Origin of the sequence: Emticicia sp. SJ17W-69, assembly GCF_051209875.1 — a bacterium.
In the GTDB taxonomy this organism is placed as follows: domain Bacteria; phylum Bacteroidota; class Bacteroidia; order Cytophagales; family Spirosomataceae; genus Emticicia.
The window spans coordinates 1,689,435-1,710,901 of the sequence record NZ_JBNTQY010000001.1; the positions used below are offsets into that span (position 1 = coordinate 1,689,435).

A 21,467-nucleotide genomic window follows, 5' to 3' on the forward strand; every position below is an offset into this window, starting at 1 on the left:
GATTTTTGCTGAATTTCTTTGAGAATTATTTATATGCTACTAAGAATAACGTTTCCAAATTAAAAGAGTTTTGCTAACTTAGCATTGAGTAGATAAATCAACAAAGCTTACAACAAATGTACGGAATAAAATCTTTTGAAATAAAGAAATTCAGGCCAAAAGGCGTGGAAGAAACGCCCGATTTAGTTGTGGTTGAAGAACCTCTGGAGATTCGGTTGGGCTATGGAAGTGAGAATAATCGTCAGCAAAAAAGTGTTTCTGTAACGATGCGAACCCCAACTGGACATGATTTCGAATTGGCTTTAGGTTTTCTGTTTACTGAAAATATTATTCAAACTTTTGATGATGTTTTATCTATTTATTATTGCACTGATACTGGAAAACAAGAGCAACAAAATATTGTGAGAGTTGAGCTTAAACCACATATTTTAGTAAATTTTCAAAGTTTAGAACGCTTTTTTTATTCAACTTCAAGTTGCGGAGTCTGTGGAAAAGCGTCAATCGAAGCTATTCAACAAAAATGCTCAGTTTTACCTAAAAGTGATTTTAAAGTTTCAGTAGCATTCATTCAAAGTTTACCAAAAATATTACTCGAAAAACAAACTTTCTTTCAACATACAGGTGGACTTCATGCTGCTTTGCTGCAAGGCTTTTCTATGTCAATTTTGCGTGAAGATATTGGTCGGCACAATGCCTTGGATAAAGCAATAGGAGCTGCATTTCAGCAAAATCTCATACCTTTATCTAATGTAGTACTCTTGATGAGCAGTCGAGCGAGTTTTGAATTGATTCAAAAAGCTGCAATGGCAGGAATTTCTATGTTGGCTTGCATGGGTTCCCCCTCGAGTATGGCTATTGAAACTGCCAAAGCATTCGGCATGACTTTGATTGGCTTTTTACGGGAAGATAGTTTTAATATTTATTCAGGTGATGAAAGAATTTTTTCATAGATTGGTTTAAAATTCAAAATATTATGTCGAAAATAAACCCTCAACCGCCCCTTGATTTTACAGGAATCGAAACATCAAAACCTGCTGAAGAAGCTGCGGGTTTTACGGCTGTCATTTCATCTGTAAAACATGTTTTTGGTGTTATGCCAATCAAGCGAGGAATCAAGGCATTACTAAATTTGAATCAAAAAGAGGGTGTTGATTGTCCAAGCTGTGCATGGCCCGACCCTGATGGCGAACGCTCAAAAATTGCCGAATACTGCGAAAATGGAGCAAAAGCCATTGCTGAAGAAGCCACAACTCGAAAAGTGACTCCTGTTTTTTTTCAAAAATACTCAGTTGATGAACTTTCTAAAAAGTCAGATTATTGGCTTGGTCAACAAGGACGTTTGACACATCCAATGGTTTTGAAGGAAGGGAAATCGCACTATGAAAAAATTTCTTGGGAGGAAGCCTTTCAAATAATCGGCTCTCATCTCAAAAATTTACCTTCACCCGATGAAGCAATTTTTTATACTTCGGGTAGAACCAGCAATGAAGCGGCTTTTTTATACCAATTATTTGCTCGAATGTATGGTACAAACAATTTGCCTGATTGTTCAAATATGTGCCATGAATCAAGTGGTTCAGCATTAAACGAAACATTGGGTTTAGGAAAAGGTTCGGTAAAATTAGATGATTTCGAAAAAGCCGAAGTGATTATGATTTTAGGTCAAAATCCAGGAACAAATCATCCTCGAATGCTTTCAGCTTTAGAAAAAGCCAAACGTGCTGGAGCTAAAATCATTTCTGTTAATCCTTTGATTGAGGCGGGTTTGGTCAAATTTAAACATCCGCAAGAAATAAGAGATGTGATTTTTGGTGGAGAAAAATTGACTGATATTTATTTACAAATTTGTATCAATGGAGATTTAGCTTTATTAAAAGCCATGAATAAAATTCTGATGGATGCGGAACGGAGGTTGGGTGATGTTTTTGATAAAAACTTTATAATTAGCCAGACTGAAGGCTATGAAGAGTATCTAAAAAGTCTTGAAAATGAAGATTTAGAACAACTTTCAGCAGTTTGTGGTATTCCTTTAATTAAAATTAAAGAAGCTGCAGAATTATTGATTTACCATAATAAAATCATTGTTTGCTGGGCGATGGGTCTTACTCAACACAAAAATTCAGTAGCGACGATTCGAGAAGTAGTCAATCTTTTATTGCTAAAAGGAAGTATTGGAATTGAAGGTGGAGGAACTTGCCCTGTGCGTGGACATTCTAATGTACAAGGCGACCGCACCATGGGTATTTATGAAAAACCAAAGGCTCAGTTTTTAGATAAACTTCAAGAGGTTTTTGCTTTTGAACCTCCTCGTAAGCATGGTTTTGATACGGTTGAGGCTATTAATGCAATGGCCGAAAAGCAAGCCAAAGTTTTTATAGCAATGGGCGGGAATTTTCTCTCAGCAACACCTGATACCGAATTTACGGCAAAAGCTTTACAAAACTGTGATTTGACTGTGCATGTTTCGACAAAACTCAATCGTAGCCATTTAATTCATGGAAAAACTGCTTTGATTTTACCATGTTTTGGAAGAACTGACCTTGATTTTCAAGCTTCAGGAGAGCAGTTTGTAAGTGTCGAAGATTCGATGGGGGTGGTGCATAGTAGTAGAGGTGTATTAGACCCAATTTCGGAGCATTTGATGAGTGAACCAGCCATTATTGCAGGAATGGCAAAAGCTACGCTGTCAAGTACAAAACTTGACTGGGATAAGCTTGTGGCAAATTATGATAATATCAGAGATTTGATTGAGAAAACGATTGTAGGATTTGAAAATTATAATAAAAGAATTAGTGTTGCTGGAGGATTTTATTTGCCTAACGCACCTCGGGAACAAAAATTTTTGACTGATACAGCTAAAGCTAAATTTACAATCAATGAATTAGATACAATCAATCTCCTTGAGAATCAGTATTTGATGATGACAATACGCAGTCATGACCAATTCAATACGACTATTTATGGTTTAGATGACCGTTATCGAGGGATCTATAATGAACGAAGAATCATTATGATGAACGAAACCGATATGAAAGAAGCAAATCTACAAAAATACCAAGTTGTAAACCTTTACAATGATTTTGGTGGGGTAGCACGTGTGGCTGAGAATTTTATTATTGTACCTTATAATATTCCTCGAAAATGCGTAGCAACCTATTTTCCAGAAGCCAACGTATTAGTACCAATTGATAGTTTTGCCGATATTAGTAAAACTCCCACTTCCAAGTCGGTAGTGATTACTATAGCTCCGAAGCATCAGTAGCCCCTGCCACCGATGGGGGGAGCTAGATACTCATTCTTAGAAAAATATTAATTATTTTTTCTTTAGTTTTTAAAGCCCTCCCCATCGGGGAGGGTTGAGAGAGGCTATTATTCAACAGTAACCGACTTAGCTAAGTTACGAGGTTGATCAACATTTCTGCCACGCATAACTGCGATATAATACGAAATTAATTGTAAAGGAATGGAAGTCAACAATGGTAAAAGTAAATCATTCGTACGAGGAACTTCAATGGTAAAATCAACCATTTTTGAAATAAGTGTATCTCCTTCAGTGACAATGGCAATTACACGACCTTTTCGAGCTTTTACTTCCTGAATATTGGATACAATTTTCTCATAAGAACTGTCTTTTGTAGCAATAAATACTACTGGCATATCTTCATCAATCAAGGCGATAGGCCCATGTTTCATTTCAGCAGCAGGGTATCCTTCAGCGTGGATGTATGAAATTTCTTTCAATTTCAAAGCACCTTCCAAGGCTACAGGGAAATTAAGTCCACGACCCAAGAAAATAAAGTTTGAAGCAAAAGTGAAAAGCTTGGCTATATCTTTCACTTTTTCAGCATTTTTTAAAATTTTCTCAACCTTTGCAGGAATAGCATCCAAACCAAAAATCAATTCACGATATAATTCGTGACTAATTGTACCTTTTTTCTGAGCAACTGCAAGAGCAATTAATGTCAAGACAGTTACTTGAGCAGTGAATGCTTTGGTACTTGCTACACCAATCTCCGGTCCAGCATGGGTATAAACGCCTGCATGTGTGATACGAGCAATTGACGAACCAACCACATTACAAACACCAAGAATAATCGCTCCTTTTGATTTGGCTAATTCTAATGCCGCCATTGTATCGGCAGTTTCACCTGACTGAGAAATAGCAATCACAATGTCACCTTCTTTAATAATTGGATTTCGATAGCGGAATTCAGAAGCGTATTCAACCTCAACATTAATACGTGCTAATTCTTCTAATAAATATTCACCAACCAAACCAGCATGCCACGAAGTTCCGCAGGCTACAATCACAATACGCTTGGTCTTAGCTATTTTATCAAGATATGAACCCAAGCCTCCTAAAAGAAGTGTTGCATCTTCTGGATTAATACGTCCACGCATCGAATCAGCAATTGAACGAGGTTGCTCAAAAATTTCTTTGAGCATGAAATGGTCATAACCACCTTTTTCAATTGCTTCCAACTCTAACTCCACAGTTTGGATATAAGGGTCGATGTCTTCGTTAGATAAATTCTTGATTATCAATTCATTATCTTTTACAATGGCAATTTCATAATCATCCAAATAAACTACTTCTTTGGTATATTCGATAATAGGAGTAGCATCTGAGGCAAAGAAATATTCATTTTCACCAACACCAATAACCAACGGACTACCTTTGCGAGCAGCAATTAGTTGGGTTGGGTTTTCAGCATCAATGATTACAATGGCATAAGCCCCAACAACCTCGTGTAAAGCAATACGTACCGCTTCTTCGAGCGAACAATTTTTGTTTTTCTGAATATCTTCTACAAAATTTACTAATACTTCAGTATCAGTTTGACTATGAAAAGTATATCCTTTATTAAGTAAGCTTTGTTTAATTGAAGAATAATTTTCAATAATTCCATTATGAATAATGGCAAATCGGCCACTATTTGAATAATGTGGGTGAGCATTCACATCGTTTGGTTCGCCATGCGTTGCCCAACGAGTATGTCCAATACCAATTTTTGCTAATAATTCTTTATCTTTTATCTCATTTTCAAGGTCAGATACTTTTCCTTTTTTCTTATAAACTTTTAAGCCATGACCATTCAGTAGAGCGATTCCAGCACTATCATACCCACGATATTCCAATCGTTTGAGTCCTTTGATGATTAGCGGAGCAGCTTCACGATGCCCCACATAAGCTACGATTCCACACATAATATATAATAGGTTTTACTGACTATTAAAAGAATAGTACAATATAATTGATTATTAAGAAGCAAATGTATAAAAAAAATCCAATACAAATAAAAAGAGAAGACCTAAATCTTCTCTTTTACTTAATTAGCCTTATGATAATATTTTATTTCTTGGCCGAATAATAGACATTTAATTTAATACTTTTAAAGACAGCTCTTGAAACATTCGTATTATTGATACCAATGGTTGTGGTCGTAAGCACACTTGGAACAAGAACTAATCCATCAGAAGTTTGCTTTTTACTGATTAAATCTTGTAAATAAGAAGTGAAATTAAAAGTATAATTATTGTTAGTAGAACTATAAGCTGCCACGTATTGTGTACCAGAAATGGCATCCAAAGCTACATAGTCAATCACATTGCTGGATGTTTTCTTTAGTCGATTATCTGTACCAATTTGGACTAAAGCAAATTGAGCAGGCGGTCTGAAATTTCCTGTAATTTGGTCTAAATCAGGTTCAATGACCAACTCCGCTTTATTAATTGTTATATCTTTATTTTTTTGCAAAGCTGCCAATGTGGGGAAAATCATCTTAGTCGAAACTCCCGAGCCTGTTTGCATATAGGTTTTGTTGTTAGTCAAATTTGACGGAATGGCTTGTAAAGATTTAATATTCTGTAAGGCAGTTCCCGTTCGATTAGTTTTAATTTGACTAAATCGTTTTGCAAGAAAAGTCAAAGGAATACTTTTTCTATCAGTACTATTGGTGGTATGATAATACAATTGTATAAAACTATTAGAAATAGATAGCCCATAGATAGCTCCTGCATCTTGATTAGCTACAAAAGCAAATCCTTTTACCGCACTGGTAAATTTATCAATCGAAGTTCCAGCATCCTTTCCTACTAAATCATATAATTCTTGACCAAAAGAGTCAGGTAATTTATATCTTAATAAACTATCTTGTGCAGTTGAATAGGCACGTTTCAAATCTTTAAAACTAAATTCTTTACTTGCAATGGGTGTTGGGTTGTAGGCTAAAGCATCATCTTTTGTGTAATTTTGAGCACTCACAAAATCTTCTGTCAAACGATGAACTGAAACAGTAATAGGTTTAGTTGAATCACCATAGACAAAACTATCATTTGCTAAGTAAACATATACAGAATCATAGACCGTCAAACCTGAGTCAGCAGCTGGAAATTTAAGAATAGCAAATGCTTCACTACTGGCTAAATAAGGTAAGGTAATTTGAGCAAATGCTTTTGCTGAAACAGTACCAAATACTGGGTCTTTGTAAGAGCCAATGACACCACTCGATTGCCCAGAGGTAACAGTTGAATCAAGCATGACGGTTGATGATGCCACTTTTACTGTATCAGTAAAAACAGTTACAATTTGGCCACCAGTGCTTGGTGTATCAAGAGCGATACCTATTGGATCTTGACAAGAGAAAAAGAAAGCAGAAAATAGCACTAATGCTAAATTACGCCATATATTATTCAGGGACAAGTTCTGTGTAGAGGTTAAAATAAGTTTCTGTAACATCATCATCTTCGATGTTTGCGTCGATTGTGTTTGCTGCAATTTCATTCAAAAGTTTACTTAAATTTTCATTCATATCCTCATTGGCTTTCACAACTGAGTCGGCATATTGACAACCTATTTTGATAAACCCTTCAAAATCTGCTGAACGCAAATTGGCCAAGTTTTCATCAGAAACATCCATTGACTTTGCTTTTTCTACAATATCTTCATCAAATTTATGCTCAAAGACATTGTTATAAACCGTAAAAACAGACTTTGTATCTTTGAAAACAGGGTCATTTTTATAGGTTGTTTTCAAATACAATGGAATCAAGGCAGTCATCCAATCGGTACAGTGAACAATATCAGGAGCCCAACCTAATTTTTTTACTGTTTCGAGAACTCCTTTGCAAAAGAAGATGGTTCTTTCATCGTTATCGTCGTAGAAACTTCCTTCTTTATCTAAGAAAACGTATTTTCTATTGAAATAGTCTTCATTGTCTAAAAAATAAACTTGAAGTTTAGCACTTGGAATAGAAGCGACTTTGATAATCAAAGGTTTTTCATCTTCACCGACAGTGATGTTAATGCCTGATAATCGAACTACCTCGTGGAGACGATTTTTGCGTTCATTAATAGAACCAAAACGAGGAATCAAAATTCTAATCTCCATGCCTTTCTCTTGCATGGCTTGCGGAAGTTTACGAAGGAAGTCAGCTACTTCTGAAACTTGCAGGAAGGGATTTATCTCACTCGCAACGTATAGAATACGGAGTTTACGCATATCTTAAAAATATTATTAGTGGGAGGTATCTTCCAAAAAAGTACGCAAAGATACGAAAAAAACTAATAAATTATATAAAATCTTTGAAAATGGCAGTAGGAAAGTATGTAAAATGGCTAAAAATTGACTTAATAAGTCAAAAAATGTAGTTATTTTATGTAAGGAAATAGTATTAATAGATTTGTTAAAGAACAAAAAGGGGTTTAAAACACCCTTTTTTGTTCTTTATTATTACTTTTTAATTTGTTTTCTTATTTCACTAAGCGACTGGTCAATTATCAGACGACCATCCTTGAAAACTTCTTTATAATTCGCCTTCTTTTTTTTCTTTCCAAGATTAAGGTGAAAATGCAGTTCAATAATTTCATCAACTACGAAGTTTTTACTTAAAATTTGGGCAAAATAAAAAGAAACAAACTTCTATTCTTCATCTTTCTCCACCGATTGATTGTCTTCATCAACAATCACAAAAACAGTTTCACCAGTTTTTTTCATTAGGTATTTTTCACGAGCAAATTTTTCCATTGATTTTGTATTGCCCATTACTTCTTTTTCTTCTTCTTTTACTTTTTTTAGTTCATCAACATAATATTCTTGTTGCTCTTCTAAGTCAGAGAGTTTTTGCCAAAGTCTGAACTGTGCAATAAGATTGCTACCATCAAAAAAGATTACCCAAACCAATAAACTTGCGAGTGTAAGTACGTAGAAACGGTACTTCATGGCGAATGCAGGAACGTAGATTTTCATAATATAGGAAATTTTATAAGCACGATTGTGATTCAAAAGTAGAAAATCGGTATTTATAAAACAAAAAAAGTCTGCCAAAAATTTTGACAGACTTTTTTTCGAGTCAATAGTTTATGGACGACGGTCGATAGATTTATTTAATTAAATACTATCGTCTGTTGACGGTGGACTATCGACTAAATTAGAACTTCAAACCTGGGAAAGTAGCCGAATCACCCAATTCTTCTTCGATACGAAGCAATTGGTTGTATTTAGCCATACGGTCAGAACGTGAAGCTGAACCAGTTTTGATTTGACCAGTATTCAATGCTACTGCTAAGTCAGCGATTGTTGCATCTTCAGTTTCACCCGAACGGTGCGACATGATGCTCTTATATTTATTTTTATGAGCCAAATTCACTGCGTTGATCGTTTCTGTCAAAGAACCAATTTGGTTTACTTTTACCAAAATCGCATTAGCAATTCCTTTATCAATACCTTCTTGTAAACGTTTTACATTTGTTACAAACAAGTCATCACCTACTAATTGGCATTTACTACCAATCAAGCGAGTTTGTTCTGCCCAACCTGCCCAATCGTCTTCAGCCATACCATCTTCGATTGAGATAATTGGATATTTACCAACCCAGGTTTCCCAATAAGCAGCCATCTCTTGTGAATTTAATTGCTTACCATCTGATTTTTTGAAAGTATAAAGACCAGTTTCGGCATTATAGAATTCTGAAGCAGCAGCATCCATGGCAATAAATACATCTTCACCAGCTTTGAAACCAGCTTTTTCGATTGATTGCAATACGATTTCGATAGCCTCTTCATTCGATTTGATGTTTGGTGCAAAACCACCTTCATCACCTACGTTTGTAGAGTAACCTTTCGATTTCAATACTTTTTTCAAAGTATGGAAAATATCAGTTCCCATTTGCAAAGCATGTGAGAAAGACTCAGCTTTTGCAGGCATTACCATGAATTCTTGGAAATCAATCGAGTTATCAGCGTGCGAGCCACCATTCAAGATATTCATCATTGGAACTGGCAATGTGTTGGCATTGACACCGCCTAAATAGCGATACAATGACAAACCTGCTTCAAAAGCTGCAGCTTTGGCTACTGCCAATGATACACCTAAGATAGCGTTTGCTCCAAGATTTCCTTTGTTTGGAGTGCCATCAAGGTCAATCATGATTTTATCAATCAGATTTTGCTCAAAAACATTTGCTCCTAATATTTCGTTGGCGATGGTATCGTTTACATTTTTAACGGCCTTTAAAACGCCTTTCCCTTGATAAACTTTTGCATCATCATCACGTAATTCAACGGCTTCGTGGATACCAGTTGAAGCACCCGAAGGCACAGCGGCACGTCCTAAATAACCGTTATCTGTCAATACGTCCACCTCGATGGTAGGGTTTCCTCTCGAATCGAGAATTTGTCTGGCGTGTACTCTAACAATTTGGCTCATAAGTTAAACTAAGCTTTTTTGGTTGTAAAAAATATTGGTATCGTGCTTCAACACGATATTTTCTTTGGATATATCATGCAAAAGTACGAATCTTTTAAGGATATGTGAAGGAAATAATTATTAAATTTGTCGATTTGGAAATTTGGAGAATTGATAATTTGGAATTTAGTAAAAATAAATTAATAGTTTTAGGACATTACCAACATTATGAAATTAGCATATTTCTGCATTTCCCGATCTCAAGATTGTTAAATTATTACACAATATTCATGGTCTGTTCTTTAATCTTCTCTAATTCGTCTTTCATTTGTACAACTAAACGCTGAATGACAGAATCATTGGCTTTTGAGCCAATCGTATTTACTTCTCTTCCGATTTCCTGAGCGATGAAATTCAAACGTTTACCATTTGATGCCACTTTTAATTCTTGAACGAAGTATTCTAAGTGATTTTTTAAACGAACTTTTTCTTCGGAAATATCAAATTTCTCTACATAATAAATCAATTCTTGTTCAAAACGATTTTTATCAAAATTTTCGCTTGATGACCATTCGCCCACTGCTTTTTCGATTCGTTCACGCACCACAGGAATACGTTTGGGATCTTGCTCCTCAACACCTTTCAATAAACTTGCAATGCTTGCTATGTATTCTTGGAATTTCAGTTCAGTATTTCTTCCTTCTTGGGTACGAAACTCTTTACATTTTACAATTGCCTGATTGACAGCCATTTTCATCAATTCCCATTCTGCTTTTGAATCTGATTCACTCAAAGAATCAGTATTATAAGCATTGGGCATCATGCTTGCCATTCTGAGCAATTCGGTAGGTGATGGCTCGAAACCAAGCTCATTGGCTGTTGCCTTTAAGTCTTTAAAATAGGCTTTCACTAAAGCACGATTGACAGTAGTTGAAGCTCCTGACTCGTCTTTAGGTGTAACCGACATCATAAATTCGACTTTACCACGTTCCAATTCTTGGGTAAGTATATTTCTGATTTCGATTTCTCGTTCTGAATAACTACGTGGGATTCGACAGTAAATATCAAAAAATTTTGAATTCAACGATTTGACTTCGACAGTTACCGAGATTTTAGCATTTTCGACCGTAGCCGAGCCAAAACCAGTCATTGATTGCAGCATGGAAAAGAGTTCTGAGTTATGAATTCTGAATTCTGAAATTGAACCTATAAGGATTTTGTTTTCAAAATTCATATTGTTATGAAAATAAAAGTTAGGCAAATAACGCAAAAATATGGGAGAGTTCGTGAATTCTGAGTTAAGAGTTCTGAATTCTGAGTAAAAAATAATAATAATTGTACAAAATCAAGATTTTACTTGTAAAAATATCTATCAAATTAAACAAAACAACTCAGAATTCAGAACCGAGCGATGGTCGCTCTAAACTCAGCACTTTTTACATTTTCTCTACAATTTTAATCTTACGCATATATAAAGTAGGGCGGGCAAGGATATTTTTGCGTTCACGCCCCCAAACCAAGAAGTTTTCATCGAACCACGGTGAAAAACCAGTGATTTGTTCATTCCCTAATTCTTCATACATACCTTTAGCAACTACTTCACCAGTGTTTGTATCAAGCAAATTGGTGTAAATGACATTACCAAGCTGGCAGGCTCCCATGACTCTATTTTTATTGACCAAAAAACGCATGGCGGGTTTTACATTCGATTCTAAAATATCAATTTTATTGGATGTTTGTGTACGCAAACGCTGGGTATAAATAAAGTTCGTTAAGCCTTCTAAGGCAATCACTGAATTCCAGACAAAATTTGCCTCACCATCAAGTCGGCAAACCATGCTATAATGGTACTTTACCTTGCCTGTATATTCTTGGTTGGAAATGGAAGCATCAAAAAAATCGAAAACACACATCAACCCATTTTCGAGTGGTTTCAGTTGGTGAACAATGGCATACGGGGGTGTATGTTGCTTTTTATCCAATAAGGCTTTAAATTCAGAAAATTCAGTATATTTGACTTCTTCAGGTGTAAAGTTTTCGTCCAAACAAGCAGCATATAAGCCTCTTACTCGAAAACTTAGTCCTTTTGTATAAGTACCAATCACAAATAATTTCTCGCCAATTCTGATTGTTTTTGCTTCATTGAATTGCTTTTTGTTATTGGGAATCAGATAATTACTCAATTGTTTCCCTTCTTTAGAATACTTTTTTATCAGTAAGCTACCGCCTTTTTGTTGTTTTAAAATAACCGTAAAACTTTCGTTATCAGCATAAAGTGATAAAAATTGGGCATTTTTGTTCAATAAATTAGGTAAAACCTTGAAAGTAGCATCTTCCACATGAAAAACCATCACTACAGGGCGTTCTTTGTATTTACAAGCAAGAAAACAATCTTCATCGACAACTCGGAATGTAAACATTTTTATTCCCTCTGGTAGCGTGCCTTCGATTTTTTGTTGTAAACCAGTTTTGATAGAAGTTTTGAGAAGGGTAATTTTATTTTTTGGTAAAAAACGGTTAAACAATGTATAATGAAAAACTGAATCCGTTTGCTCACCAATGAAATCATATTTAGATTCTATTTTGAAATCATTTTGCCAAATATTTCTCACATTCTTGTCATAGCCTTCGGTATGTACATACGTGAATTTTTCATCCGAATTCAAATTTGACAAGACAGTCCCACTTGTACCCATCGGAATGATATTGTTTTGCTGAATAGGTCTGAAAATATTTTCTTCAATAGGTGTTTGGATGCCTTGTTTGATGTGGCTTTTGGGGATTAAACTATTTTGAGGAGAAAATCTTGCAACCGCAGCAATCGCTTCTTGGGTCGGACTGGCTCTTTGCGAAATAGCAGTAGAATATAAGAAATAGAAGAATATGAATAGTAATTTTTCTTTCATCGGAAATACAGGTTAGCGGTAGTAAAGTTACCTCGAATCATGTCTTATTTCCAAATAAAATAAGGCATTTCTCTTAAAAAAACTGTACTTTTGCAGCTCATTAAGTAGAACAAAAGTCTATTTTGTTTACAAAAGCAAACAGTAATAATTGTTATGAATATTGAATTATCATTAAAGAACGCCATCCAAGAAGCACTTTCGGCATTATTTCAAGTAGAAGAAGAGGTAGTTTTGCAGCCAACCAAGAAGGATTTTGAAGGAAATTATACGTATGTAGTTTTTCCTTTAGTAAAATCATTACGTAAAAATCCAGTCGAAATAGGAAATGCGATTGGGCAGTATTTGCAAGAAAAGAATGATTTTATTGGCGGTTTCAATGTTGTTCAAGGGTTTTTGAATATAGTTTTAACTAACACTGTTTGGGTTGATACTTTAAATAGCATTTTATCAGAAGATAATTTTGGTACTTTCCCTGCCAATGGAAAATCTGTCATGGTTGAGTTTTCCTCACCCAATACCAACAAACCATTGCATTTAGGACATCTACGCAATGATTTTTTAGGTGAATCGGTTGCCAGTATTTTAAAGGCAGGAGGATATGATGTGGTCAAAACTTGCTTGGTCAATGACCGTGGTGTGCATATTTGTAAGTCAATGTTAGCCTATCAAAAATTTGGGAATGGAGAAACGCCCGAATCTTTAGGACTAAAAGGCGACCACTTGGCTGGTAAATATTATGTTGAGTTTGATAAAGCCTATAAAGCTGAAATCGCTCAATTAATGGCTGAAGGCAAAACCGAAGATGAAGCCAAGAAAAATGCTCCATTGATGCTTGAAGCTCAAGAAATGTTGCAAAAATGGGAGCAAGGTGATCCCGAAACGATGGCTTTATGGCGAAAAATGAATGACTGGGTTTTCGCAGGATTTAATGAAACATACAAAAAAATTGGCGTTTCGTTTGATAAAACCTACTATGAGTCAAATACATATTTGCTTGGAAAAGATTTGGTTGAAGAAGGCTTACAAAAAGGAGTTTTCTTTAAAAAAGATAATGGAAGTGTTTGGATTGATTTGAAAGAAGAAGGTCTTGATGAAAAACTCGTACTTCGTTCGGACGGAACCTCGGTGTATATTACACAAGACTTAGGTACGACTGATTTGAAATTCAATGATTATCATAACGATAAATCAATTTGGGTAGTAGGCAATGAGCAAGATTACCATTTTCAAGTACTTTTTGCCATTATGAAAAAACTCGGCCGAGCCTACGCTGATGGCTGTTATCACCTAAGTTATGGCATGGTGGATTTGCCTTCAGGGAAAATGAAATCTCGTGAAGGAACGGTCGTTGATGCCGATGAATTGGTAGCTGAAATGATTGAAACGGCAACTGAAACTACTCGTGAACGTGGAAAAATTGACGATTTTAGTAAAGAAGAAGCAGAAAAATTATTTCAAATGCTTGCTTTGGGAGCGTTGAAATATTTCTTATTGAAAGTTGAGCCTAAGAAAAGAATGCTATTCAATCCAGCTGAATCAATCGATTTTCAAGGAAATACAGGACCTTTTATTCAATATACACATGCACGTATTTGCTCGATTCTACGTAAAGCGGCATCTATGAATATCCCTGTAAATCAGCAAGTTAAAGCAATCGAATTGACAAAAGTAGAAGCAGAATTAATATTTGTTTTAAGTGAATATCCAACTGCTGTTAATAAAGCAGGAGATGAATATTCGCCTGCAGTTGTAGCAAGTTATGTCTATGAATTAGCTAAAACATTCAATCAATTTTATGCCGAAGTTTCCATTATGAATGAAACTGATGCTGACAAACAACAATTTAGACTTTCACTCATAAAAGTGATTGCTGAAACAATTGCGAAGGCAACTGCGTTATTAGGAATAGATGTACCAAACCGAATGTAAAAACTATGAAAAAGAAAGTAATTTTAGGTGTATTAACTATTGTAACACTCGCAGGAACTATGAGTTTTCGTATCATCAAACACCTCTTTTCTGATAAGAAAATGGTATCTGTTAAACCAAGCAATGTCATGGCAAAAGGATCTTTTTATGATTATAGCTTAAAATCACTTGATGGCAAAGAAACTATCAGTTTTGCCAAATATAAAGGTAAAAAAGTGGTAATTTTGAATACTGCATCGGAGTGTGGCTATACGCCTCAATATGCAGATTGGCAAAAATTCCATGAAAAATATGGTGATAAAATTGTAGTTTTAGGTTGCCCTGCCAATAACTTTGGCGGACAAGAACCTGGTTCAAACAAAGAAATTGCTACTTTTTGTCAGAAAAACTATGGTGTAACATTCCAAATGCTTGAAAAAATTAGCGTTGTTGGAAGTGACCAACATCCATTATATAAATGGTTGAGCAAAAAAGATTTGAATGGTTGGAACGATAAAGAACCAACTTGGAATTTCTGTAAATATGTTGTCAATGAGAAGGGAGAAGTTTCGCATTTTTTTGCATCAGGTGTAAAACCAGATTCTCCTGAATTTTTAAAGGCAGTAGGAATTTAATATTTAATGATAGAATGAGTGAATGATAGAAAAGTAAAAATATTCAATTCATTCATTCTATCATTCACTCATTCTATTATTATGAAAAGTTGGCTTTCAGCAGCTCGACCACGTACCTTACCTTTGGCTTTGGCGAGTATTTTTATGGGAAGTTTTTTAGCAGCATTTGCTGGGAAATTCGATTGGCTCATTTTTGCTTTGTGTTGTCTGACAACCATTGCGTTACAAGTACTTTCTAATTTTGCCAATGACTATGGAGATACACAAAATGGAGCAGATTTGGTAGGAAGAGTTGGCCCAGAGCGAGCCGTCCAATCAGGTGCGATTTCGCCAAAACAAATGTTCAATGGGATTATTTTCCTTGCGATTCTTTGTTTAATTTTTGGTATTTCACTCTTATATTTTGCTTTTAGAGATGCTTCCTCTACAATTTTTTGGTACTTTTTAGGTCTTGGCTTGCTTTCAATGTTAGCGGCCTACACTTATACCGCAGGTAAAAAACCTTATGGCTATGCAGGTTTGGGCGATATTTCTGTTTTGATTTTTTTTGGTTTAGTTGGCGTTTTAGGGAGTAATTTTTTGTTTACCAAAACCTTCGATTGGCTCAATTTTTTACCAGCACTCAGTTGTGGACTCTTTGCTACTGGCGTATTAAATATTAATAATATCAGAGATATTGAATCAGATACAAGAGCAGGAAAAAAAACAATCCCCGCCCGATTAGGCAGGGACAAGGCAGTGATTTATCATTGGATTTTATTGATACTCGGAATGAGCAGTATCCTTATATTTAGTATTTTACAAGGAAAAAACAACTTTCAATACATCCTTTGTTTTCCATTGTTTTTTATGAATGGTTTCAAAGTTTCTCGATTACAAAACCCCGACCCAATGCTCAAACAAATGGCACTTTCTACTTTAGCTTTTGTTATCTTATTTGGAGTCGGACAGTTGCTTTAAATAACGAGTTGGGAATGACGATTTACAAATAAACAATCGTAAATCGTCATTTATAAATCAATTTGTTCCTGCTACTTGGGTTTGTGTAGCCAAGAATTTTTGTTCATTGGCTCGTATTTTAACCAAAACTCTTCGATTCTTACGGCGGCCTTCAGGGGTTGCATTACTAACAAGCGGTCGAGTTGCTCCATAGCCAGCAATGGCCATTCGCTCGGCTACTACACCTTGAGATTTCAAATATAAAGCAACAGTCTTAGCTCTTGTTTCTGAGAGTTTTTTGTTATTGAGTTGATTGCCAGTACTATCGGCATGTCCTTCAATAAAAATCTCAGTATATGGATATCGATTCAAAACACCTGAAATATCATTTAATACATTAGTGGCTTCAGAAGTCAATTTTTCTGAGCTTGACTCAAAATAAAAGTCGGGCTGAAAAGTAATATTAATGCCATCAGATGTACGAATGATATCAGCTTTGCCAGTTGTTGCATTGATCAAGTCAGTTGCTAATCTATCAAGCATCTCACCAATTTTACGAGCAGCATCAGCTGCCACAGGATCTTTTTTACGATTTGATGAAGCTGTTTTTTTTGAAGAATTACAAGCAGCAAACATAGCTATAACCATAGCCAGGCTTGCAAATTGACGCAAAAATTTCATGGAATTAGGATGTTTTTAAGCAACGTAAGTAAATAATTCTGCCTAAGGCAAAATAAATGTTACGTAAAATTGGTGATTTTTTTTTAAGATTGGCAAACTATTTGGTAAAAAAGTTATTATTAGGTAGCAAATTACACAATTAACTAAAACTTTTTATCAAAAAGCATTGAGGAAACAGGCATAAAATTTATCTTTGCTTTTCCATTACTTACTAAATTAAACCCAAAAAAAAGCTTCATAATTACATAGTACCACTATGTCTTTTTAATTTTTAAATAATCATATGAAAAAAGTATTTCCTTCTCTATTGGCTTTTTGCCTAACTATTTTTACAGTACAGACTAAAGCACAACAAACTGCTTCTGAATTTTTTGATATTGGTGTAAATAAAAGTAAAGCAGGCGATTATATTGGTGCTTCACAAGCATACAGTACAGCTATTGCGATGAACCCTGAAAATTCAACAAGCTATTATAATCGTGGCTTGGCAAAACAGCAACTAAAAGACCATCGTGGAGCAATCTTAGATTTTGACCGTACGATTGACCTTGATCCTAAAAATGCTTTAGCATATTTGTATCGTGGAAAAAGTAAAAGTGACCAAGATGACCATCGTTCAGCTTTACAAGATTATAACCGTACAATCGAACTAAATCCAGAAGATGCTTTGGCATATTTGTACCGTGGTATGACAAGAGCTAAATTATTAGACTATCGCCGTGCCATTCAAGATTTTACAAAAGTAGTTGATTTGAATACTGAAGATGACAAGAAATATCAAGCATTTTATTCTCGTGGAGCTTGTAAATCTCGTTTAGATGACTTTCAAGGAAGTATTTCAGATTTTACAAAAGCAATTGATATGAACCCTAAGCGTTCACAATCATTTGCAAGTAGAGGTTTTAGTCGCTTAAAAATCAATGATTATGCTGGCTCAATCAAAGATTTTGATGAAGCTGTTAAACTAAATCCAGAAGATAGCGAATCATATTTTAATCGTGGATTTGCTAAAACAAAAATCGAGGATTTTCGTGGAGCAATGAATGATTATGATAAGGCGATTCAGCTTGACCCACAAAATGTTCGTGCATTTTATGGTAGAGGGTTTTGCAATAGCAAATTAGGCAGCCAAAAAGATGCCGTCAATGACTTGACCAAAGCAATTGAGATTAACAATGTAAATATTGACTCAAAAGTTTATTATACAGGTCGTATGACTAAAAATACATTAGACGACTTGAGAAATGTTGTTCAGGAAAGAAGCAAGATTAATGAGTTTTCTGACGATCGTTCGGAAGCATATTATAGTCGAGGAATTTCTAAGTTTAAAACGGGTGATGGCAAAGGTGCTATCATTGATTTAAATAAATCAATTGAATTAAATCCTACTTATGCCGAGGCTTATTTTTCTCGTGGGTTGGTGCGTTCATCAATGGGAGCTCAAAAAGAAGCCTTACAAGACTGCTCTAATGCCATTAAACTAAACCCTAAATACGGTGAGGCTTATTACGTAAGAGGTATTATTAAGCATGCTTTAGGTGACGAAAATGCAGGATGTTATGACCTAAGTCGTGCTGGAGAATTAGGATATTCAGCAGCCTATAATGTTATTCGTGAATATTGTAATTAATATTTTTGTATAAGATTTCAAAAAAATCTCCGTCAATACGACGGAGATTTTTTTTGTTTTAAGGTGTTTTGATTACTGCAAGCTTTTTGACTAATTCTGACCTTCGATTTTGTGGCAAAGGAATTTTTCCCTCATACTCATTTAAATAAATATTTTCGGTGTCAAATCTATTGAGATAATCAAGATTGATTAAGTAAGAACGTGAAATTTGATAAAAGTTAGGAGTCGTAAAATATTGAGTTAGATAACCTAAATTCATTGAAAAAAGAAAGGGACTTTTTTGATTTTTGACATAAACATTAACGTAAGCCCCTTCTGCCTTTAAAAATAAAACATCTTCTTTGACTATTTTTTGATGCCCTTTTTCAAGAGGAAGAAAGATATTGTCTGCCTTAATGGGATTATTATCTAACTTTTTATTAGCCATGTAATGATTGTATGCTAATTCAATTTGAAATGCCAACTCTCGGTGGCGGAAGGGTTTGAGCAAATATGCAGAAGGATTAAGAGCTTTAGCACGCTCGAAGGTTTGTGCTTCTGAATGTGCAGTAAGAAATACAAATGGGATGTGATATTCTTTGATAATTTCTTGGGCTGTTTCGATACCGTCAAATGATGAGTTTCTAAGGCGAATATCAATAATCATCAAATCTGGTATCAGTTTGTCAATGGCTAAAATCGCTTCAGCATAATTTTTTGCGATAGCGATAATTTTATGATTGTATTTTTCTAAGGTTTCTTTTAAGTCTGTTGCAGTAATAATTTCGTCTTCAATGATTAAGATTTTTAGTGAATTCATGTTTATAAGCAAAAGTTAAAGTTTACATTTAATTAAAAATTCCATTCCATGATCAAATTTATTTTCTATTGTACCATCAAGCTGAACCGTCATCATATTTATCAACTTCAAACCAAAAGAAGTTGAATGTGTTTTTAGATTTGTAGTTTTTTTGAAACCATTATCTTTTACTTTTAATATAAGTTCTTCGGCATATTCGCTAAAATTAATAATTAAAATCGGATTTGGATGATTTTTGAAAGCATGTTTACAAGCATTTGAAATTAATTCATTTAGCATCAAACCAAAGAAAATAGCTTTATCAGCAGGCATTTCGTGAATGGTGATGTCAAAATCTGTTTCAATATCATTTAAACCATAAGATTGAAAAATAATTTCAGAAAGTTCGCTAATAAAAACGGCCATATCAATCTTATCTAATTGGTCAGTATCATATAATTGACGATGAAGAATTGCCATCGCTTCGATTCTTAATTGACTTTCATCTACGGCTTGTTTTGCCTCTTTATCTTCAAGCATATTTGCCTGTAAATTCAATAAACTCGAAATAACTTGTAGGTTATTCTTTACTCGATGGTTCTGTTCTTGAATTAATATAGCATTTCGCTTACTAATTAATTGGTTTTTTTTGAATAATTTGAAAAGAATACTACTTAATATAATTGTAAAAAGAAGCGAAGTGCCAACCACCCAAAGTAAACGCTTTTGAATAGTCAGGTTTTCATCTTTTAATTGGAGTTCGAGTTGTTGTTGTCCTAATTGAGTTTCTTTCTTTTTGGTATCAAATTCAATATTTAAGCGACTTACAGCACCTTCACGGTCAGCAAGTAGAATTTTAGCGTGATAGATTTCTTTTCTTTCATTGTATTCAAATGCTTTTTCCCAATCCCCTTTTTTTTGATAATAGAGAGAAAACACTTCCTCTAAGTGCATTTGAGTTTTAAAATCTCCAATAAAACTTTTATTGATCAAAGCATCCGATTCTTTCAATAAAACCAAAGCTTTATCTAATTGATTGAAGGCCATATAAGCATTTGCTAAATCTAACATGCAATGAACCTTCAAACTTTGTTGCTCATTATCTTGATAGACAGATAGCGACCCCTTTAGATAATCTATTGAGCGAATATCATTTAAGGTTGATAGACACCTGCCCAACGAGTGTCGTACTTCTGCAAGTCCAAGTATTTCATCTTCACCTAATTTGATTGCTAAACTTTCTGCTTTTCGGTAATAAAACAAAGCACTATCGACTTTTATGTTCACAAATGTAGGTGAGCCAATCAGTCCCCAAGCCCTTGCATGGGCATCCCCAATCTGTAAATATGCCCTCATGATACCTCTTTCCGCATTTTTTGTCTTTTGAAAAATTGGTAAAGCAGAACGTATGAGCTGTACACAGTTATGATAATGATCTTGTTTGTACTCGTTATCAGATAGTCGTAAATAAAGACGCCCTAATTCATAAGAATTGCCTTTTTTTTCGATAATACTTAAAGACTTATAAAACCATTCACTCGATTTTTTATAATTATGCTTCGCATTTTCAATCTTTCCAAATAAATAGTAGGCTTCTGCCAGCAGCGATGTATCGTTATCTGCTGTGGCTCTACTGAATACTAATTTTGCATAAGCCAATTTTTCTTCTTCAATCTGAGTTTGTCCCAACCCTTTATTACTAATCAAACTTATACTCAGAAATATTAGCCCAAAAAGTAATTTTTGTCGAGAATCGTTCATGTGCTGATGTTCAGTTATTCTAAAATCAAAAATAGGAAAATGACAAGAAGAATGAAAGCTTATTGTGCTTATTAAAGAGAATTTGATTTTTCGTAAAGAATACAGTAGGATTGGTAAAGATATGGTTTTAAAGTTAATCTCTATTGACGACATTGAGTCAGATTTTAATAAGTTAACATCTTTTGCTATAAATTATAAAAACTATGAAGATTACTGAAAAGATAAGCCTCAATTCACAAGATGTCACTTGGCTTGAATCAGTGATAAATTATACCAAAATTTACTTCGTTGATGGCAGTTTTTTGTTAGTATCCTACACTTTAAAGACGATTGAAGATAGAATAAAATCGCACAAAAACTTCATTAGAATCCATCGTTCCTATATGGTTAATCAATCATATATCAATTCCATTACTATACAAGACAAAGAAACTTTTGTCAGACTTACCGATAATCTTGAATTATTAGTTTCAAGAAGAAAACGTAATATTTTAAAAGGAATTACCCAAAATAATTTTACTGTACTATAAAAATGTGATACA

The 21,467-nt window shown here is 34.6% G+C and carries 17 protein-coding genes; 7 read left to right on the forward strand and 10 right to left on the reverse strand.

Features of this window, described 5'->3' with window-relative positions; translation table 11 throughout:
* Nucleotides 1–116: 116 nt before the first annotated feature.
* Together fdhD and ACQUQZ_RS06895 are read left to right on the forward strand one after the other, a co-directional pair.
* Nucleotides 117–950, forward strand: a complete 834-nt coding sequence (fdhD, locus tag ACQUQZ_RS06890) for a formate dehydrogenase accessory sulfurtransferase FdhD (RefSeq protein ID WP_435354106.1) — start codon at nucleotides 117–119, stop codon at nucleotides 948–950.
* 23 nt (nucleotides 951–973) lie between these two features.
* Nucleotides 974–3,262, forward strand: a complete 2,289-nt coding sequence (locus tag ACQUQZ_RS06895) for an FdhF/YdeP family oxidoreductase (protein WP_435354108.1) — start codon at nucleotides 974–976, stop codon at nucleotides 3,260–3,262.
* Between the two features lie 107 nt (nucleotides 3,263–3,369).
* On the opposite strand, the gene glmS is transcribed toward ACQUQZ_RS06895, so the two are convergent.
* The 7 genes from glmS to ACQUQZ_RS06930 all read right to left on the reverse strand — a co-directional run bounded on the left by glmS (nucleotide 3,370) and on the right by ACQUQZ_RS06930 (nucleotide 12,593).
* The gene (gene glmS / locus ACQUQZ_RS06900; RefSeq protein WP_435354109.1) at nucleotides 3,370–5,208 is read right to left on the reverse strand and encodes a glutamine--fructose-6-phosphate transaminase (isomerizing); all 1,839 of its coding nucleotides are present in this window, start codon (nucleotides 5,206–5,208) and stop codon (nucleotides 3,370–3,372) included.
* A gap of 145 nt (nucleotides 5,209–5,353) precedes the next feature.
* Complete coding sequence (locus ACQUQZ_RS06905; protein WP_435354110.1) at nucleotides 5,354–6,703, reverse strand: DUF4270 family protein; 1,350 nt, start codon at nucleotides 6,701–6,703, stop codon at nucleotides 5,354–5,356.
* Complete coding sequence (locus ACQUQZ_RS06910; RefSeq protein ID WP_435354111.1) at nucleotides 6,690–7,502, reverse strand: glycogen/starch synthase; 813 nt, start codon at nucleotides 7,500–7,502, stop codon at nucleotides 6,690–6,692. The genes ACQUQZ_RS06905 and ACQUQZ_RS06910 overlap by 14 nt, the downstream gene beginning before the upstream one ends.
* 420 nt (nucleotides 7,503–7,922) lie before the next feature.
* Entirely contained in the window at nucleotides 7,923–8,249 is a 327-nt protein-coding gene (locus ACQUQZ_RS06915; protein ID WP_435354113.1) for an FtsB family cell division protein, read from the reverse strand.
* Between the two features lie 181 nt (nucleotides 8,250–8,430).
* Nucleotides 8,431–9,708 carry a phosphopyruvate hydratase gene (gene eno, locus ACQUQZ_RS06920; RefSeq protein ID WP_435354116.1) on the reverse strand — a complete coding sequence of 426 codons (1,278 nt, stop codon included), beginning with the start codon at nucleotides 9,706–9,708 and terminating at the stop codon, nucleotides 8,431–8,433.
* Between the two features lie 256 nt (nucleotides 9,709–9,964).
* A complete protein-coding gene (locus ACQUQZ_RS06925) occupies nucleotides 9,965–10,849 on the reverse strand; it encodes a YicC/YloC family endoribonuclease (RefSeq protein WP_435357643.1) in 885 nt (294 codons plus the stop codon).
* Nucleotides 10,850–11,123: 274 nt separating this feature from the next.
* A complete protein-coding gene (locus ACQUQZ_RS06930) occupies nucleotides 11,124–12,593 on the reverse strand; it encodes a hypothetical protein (RefSeq protein WP_435354118.1) in 1,470 nt (489 codons plus the stop codon).
* A gap of 153 nt (nucleotides 12,594–12,746) precedes the next feature.
* Here ACQUQZ_RS06930 and argS point away from each other — a divergent pair, with 153 nt between their 5' ends.
* The 3 genes from argS (at nucleotide 12,747) to ACQUQZ_RS06945 (ending at nucleotide 16,096) form a co-directional block, all read left to right on the forward strand.
* Nucleotides 12,747–14,522: an arginine--tRNA ligase gene (argS, locus tag ACQUQZ_RS06935; RefSeq protein ID WP_435354119.1), complete on the forward strand. Its 1,776-nt coding sequence runs from the start codon at nucleotides 12,747–12,749 to the stop codon at nucleotides 14,520–14,522.
* Nucleotides 14,523–14,527: 5 nt separating this feature from the next.
* Nucleotides 14,528–15,136, forward strand: coding sequence for a glutathione peroxidase (locus ACQUQZ_RS06940; protein WP_435354120.1), 609 nt, complete (start codon nucleotides 14,528–14,530; stop codon nucleotides 15,134–15,136).
* 81 nt (nucleotides 15,137–15,217) lie between these two features.
* Entirely contained in the window at nucleotides 15,218–16,096 is an 879-nt protein-coding gene (locus ACQUQZ_RS06945; protein WP_435354122.1) for a 1,4-dihydroxy-2-naphthoate polyprenyltransferase, read from the forward strand.
* A gap of 57 nt (nucleotides 16,097–16,153) precedes the next feature.
* On the opposite strand, the gene ACQUQZ_RS06950 is transcribed toward ACQUQZ_RS06945, so the two are convergent.
* On the reverse strand, nucleotides 16,154–16,756 hold the full coding sequence (locus tag ACQUQZ_RS06950) for an OmpA family protein (protein WP_435354123.1): 603 nt from the start codon (nucleotides 16,754–16,756) through the stop codon (nucleotides 16,154–16,156).
* A 283-nt stretch (nucleotides 16,757–17,039) separates the two neighbouring features.
* On the opposite strand from ACQUQZ_RS06950, the gene ACQUQZ_RS06955 reads away from it, so the two are divergent.
* On the forward strand, nucleotides 17,040–18,386 hold the full coding sequence (locus ACQUQZ_RS06955) for a tetratricopeptide repeat protein (RefSeq protein WP_435354125.1): 1,347 nt from the start codon (nucleotides 17,040–17,042) through the stop codon (nucleotides 18,384–18,386).
* Between the two features lie 58 nt (nucleotides 18,387–18,444).
* Here the strand turns inward: ACQUQZ_RS06955 and ACQUQZ_RS06960 are convergent, their stop codons facing one another.
* Nucleotides 18,445–19,185, reverse strand: a complete 741-nt coding sequence (locus ACQUQZ_RS06960) for a response regulator (protein WP_435354126.1) — start codon at nucleotides 19,183–19,185, stop codon at nucleotides 18,445–18,447.
* Nucleotides 19,186–19,200: 15 nt separating this feature from the next.
* On the reverse strand, nucleotides 19,201–20,925 hold the full coding sequence (locus tag ACQUQZ_RS06965; RefSeq protein WP_435354128.1) for a sensor histidine kinase: 1,725 nt from the start codon (nucleotides 20,923–20,925) through the stop codon (nucleotides 19,201–19,203).
* Nucleotides 20,926–21,128: 203 nt separating this feature from the next.
* Between ACQUQZ_RS06965 and ACQUQZ_RS06970 the strand changes: the two genes are divergently transcribed.
* A complete protein-coding gene (locus tag ACQUQZ_RS06970) occupies nucleotides 21,129–21,455 on the forward strand; it encodes a LytR/AlgR family response regulator transcription factor (RefSeq protein ID WP_435354129.1) in 327 nt (108 codons plus the stop codon).
* Nucleotides 21,456–21,467: the final 12 nt, after the last annotated feature.

Excerpts from the sequence above, each read along its gene's own strand:
- fdhD (WP_435354106.1), top strand. The coding sequence starts at position 117 with ATGTACGGAATAAAATCTTTTGAAATAAAGAAATTCAGGCCAAAAGGC.
- ACQUQZ_RS06895 (WP_435354108.1), top strand. The coding sequence starts at position 974 with ATGTCGAAAATAAACCCTCAACCGCCCCTTGATTTTACAGGAATCGAA.
- glmS (WP_435354109.1), bottom strand. The coding sequence starts at position 5,208 with ATGTGTGGAATCGTAGCTTATGTGGGGCATCGTGAAGCTGCTCCGCTA.
- ACQUQZ_RS06910 (WP_435354111.1), bottom strand. The coding sequence starts at position 7,502 with ATGCGTAAACTCCGTATTCTATACGTTGCGAGTGAGATAAATCCCTTC.
- ACQUQZ_RS06915 (WP_435354113.1), bottom strand. The coding sequence starts at position 8,249 with ATGAAAATCTACGTTCCTGCATTCGCCATGAAGTACCGTTTCTACGTA.
- eno (WP_435354116.1), bottom strand. The coding sequence starts at position 9,708 with ATGAGCCAAATTGTTAGAGTACACGCCAGACAAATTCTCGATTCGAGA.
- ACQUQZ_RS06925 (WP_435357643.1), bottom strand. The coding sequence starts at position 10,849 with ATGCTGCAATCAATGACTGGTTTTGGCTCGGCTACGGTCGAAAATGCT.
- ACQUQZ_RS06930 (WP_435354118.1), bottom strand. The coding sequence starts at position 12,593 with ATGAAAGAAAAATTACTATTCATATTCTTCTATTTCTTATATTCTACT.
- argS (WP_435354119.1), top strand. The coding sequence starts at position 12,747 with ATGAATATTGAATTATCATTAAAGAACGCCATCCAAGAAGCACTTTCG.
- ACQUQZ_RS06940 (WP_435354120.1), top strand. The coding sequence starts at position 14,528 with ATGAAAAAGAAAGTAATTTTAGGTGTATTAACTATTGTAACACTCGCA.
- ACQUQZ_RS06945 (WP_435354122.1), top strand. The coding sequence starts at position 15,218 with ATGAAAAGTTGGCTTTCAGCAGCTCGACCACGTACCTTACCTTTGGCT.
- ACQUQZ_RS06950 (WP_435354123.1), bottom strand. The coding sequence starts at position 16,756 with ATGAAATTTTTGCGTCAATTTGCAAGCCTGGCTATGGTTATAGCTATG.
- ACQUQZ_RS06955 (WP_435354125.1), top strand. The coding sequence starts at position 17,040 with ATGAAAAAAGTATTTCCTTCTCTATTGGCTTTTTGCCTAACTATTTTT.
- ACQUQZ_RS06960 (WP_435354126.1), bottom strand. The coding sequence starts at position 19,185 with ATGAATTCACTAAAAATCTTAATCATTGAAGACGAAATTATTACTGCA.
- ACQUQZ_RS06965 (WP_435354128.1), bottom strand. The coding sequence starts at position 20,925 with ATGAACGATTCTCGACAAAAATTACTTTTTGGGCTAATATTTCTGAGT.
- ACQUQZ_RS06970 (WP_435354129.1), top strand. The coding sequence starts at position 21,129 with ATGAAGATTACTGAAAAGATAAGCCTCAATTCACAAGATGTCACTTGG.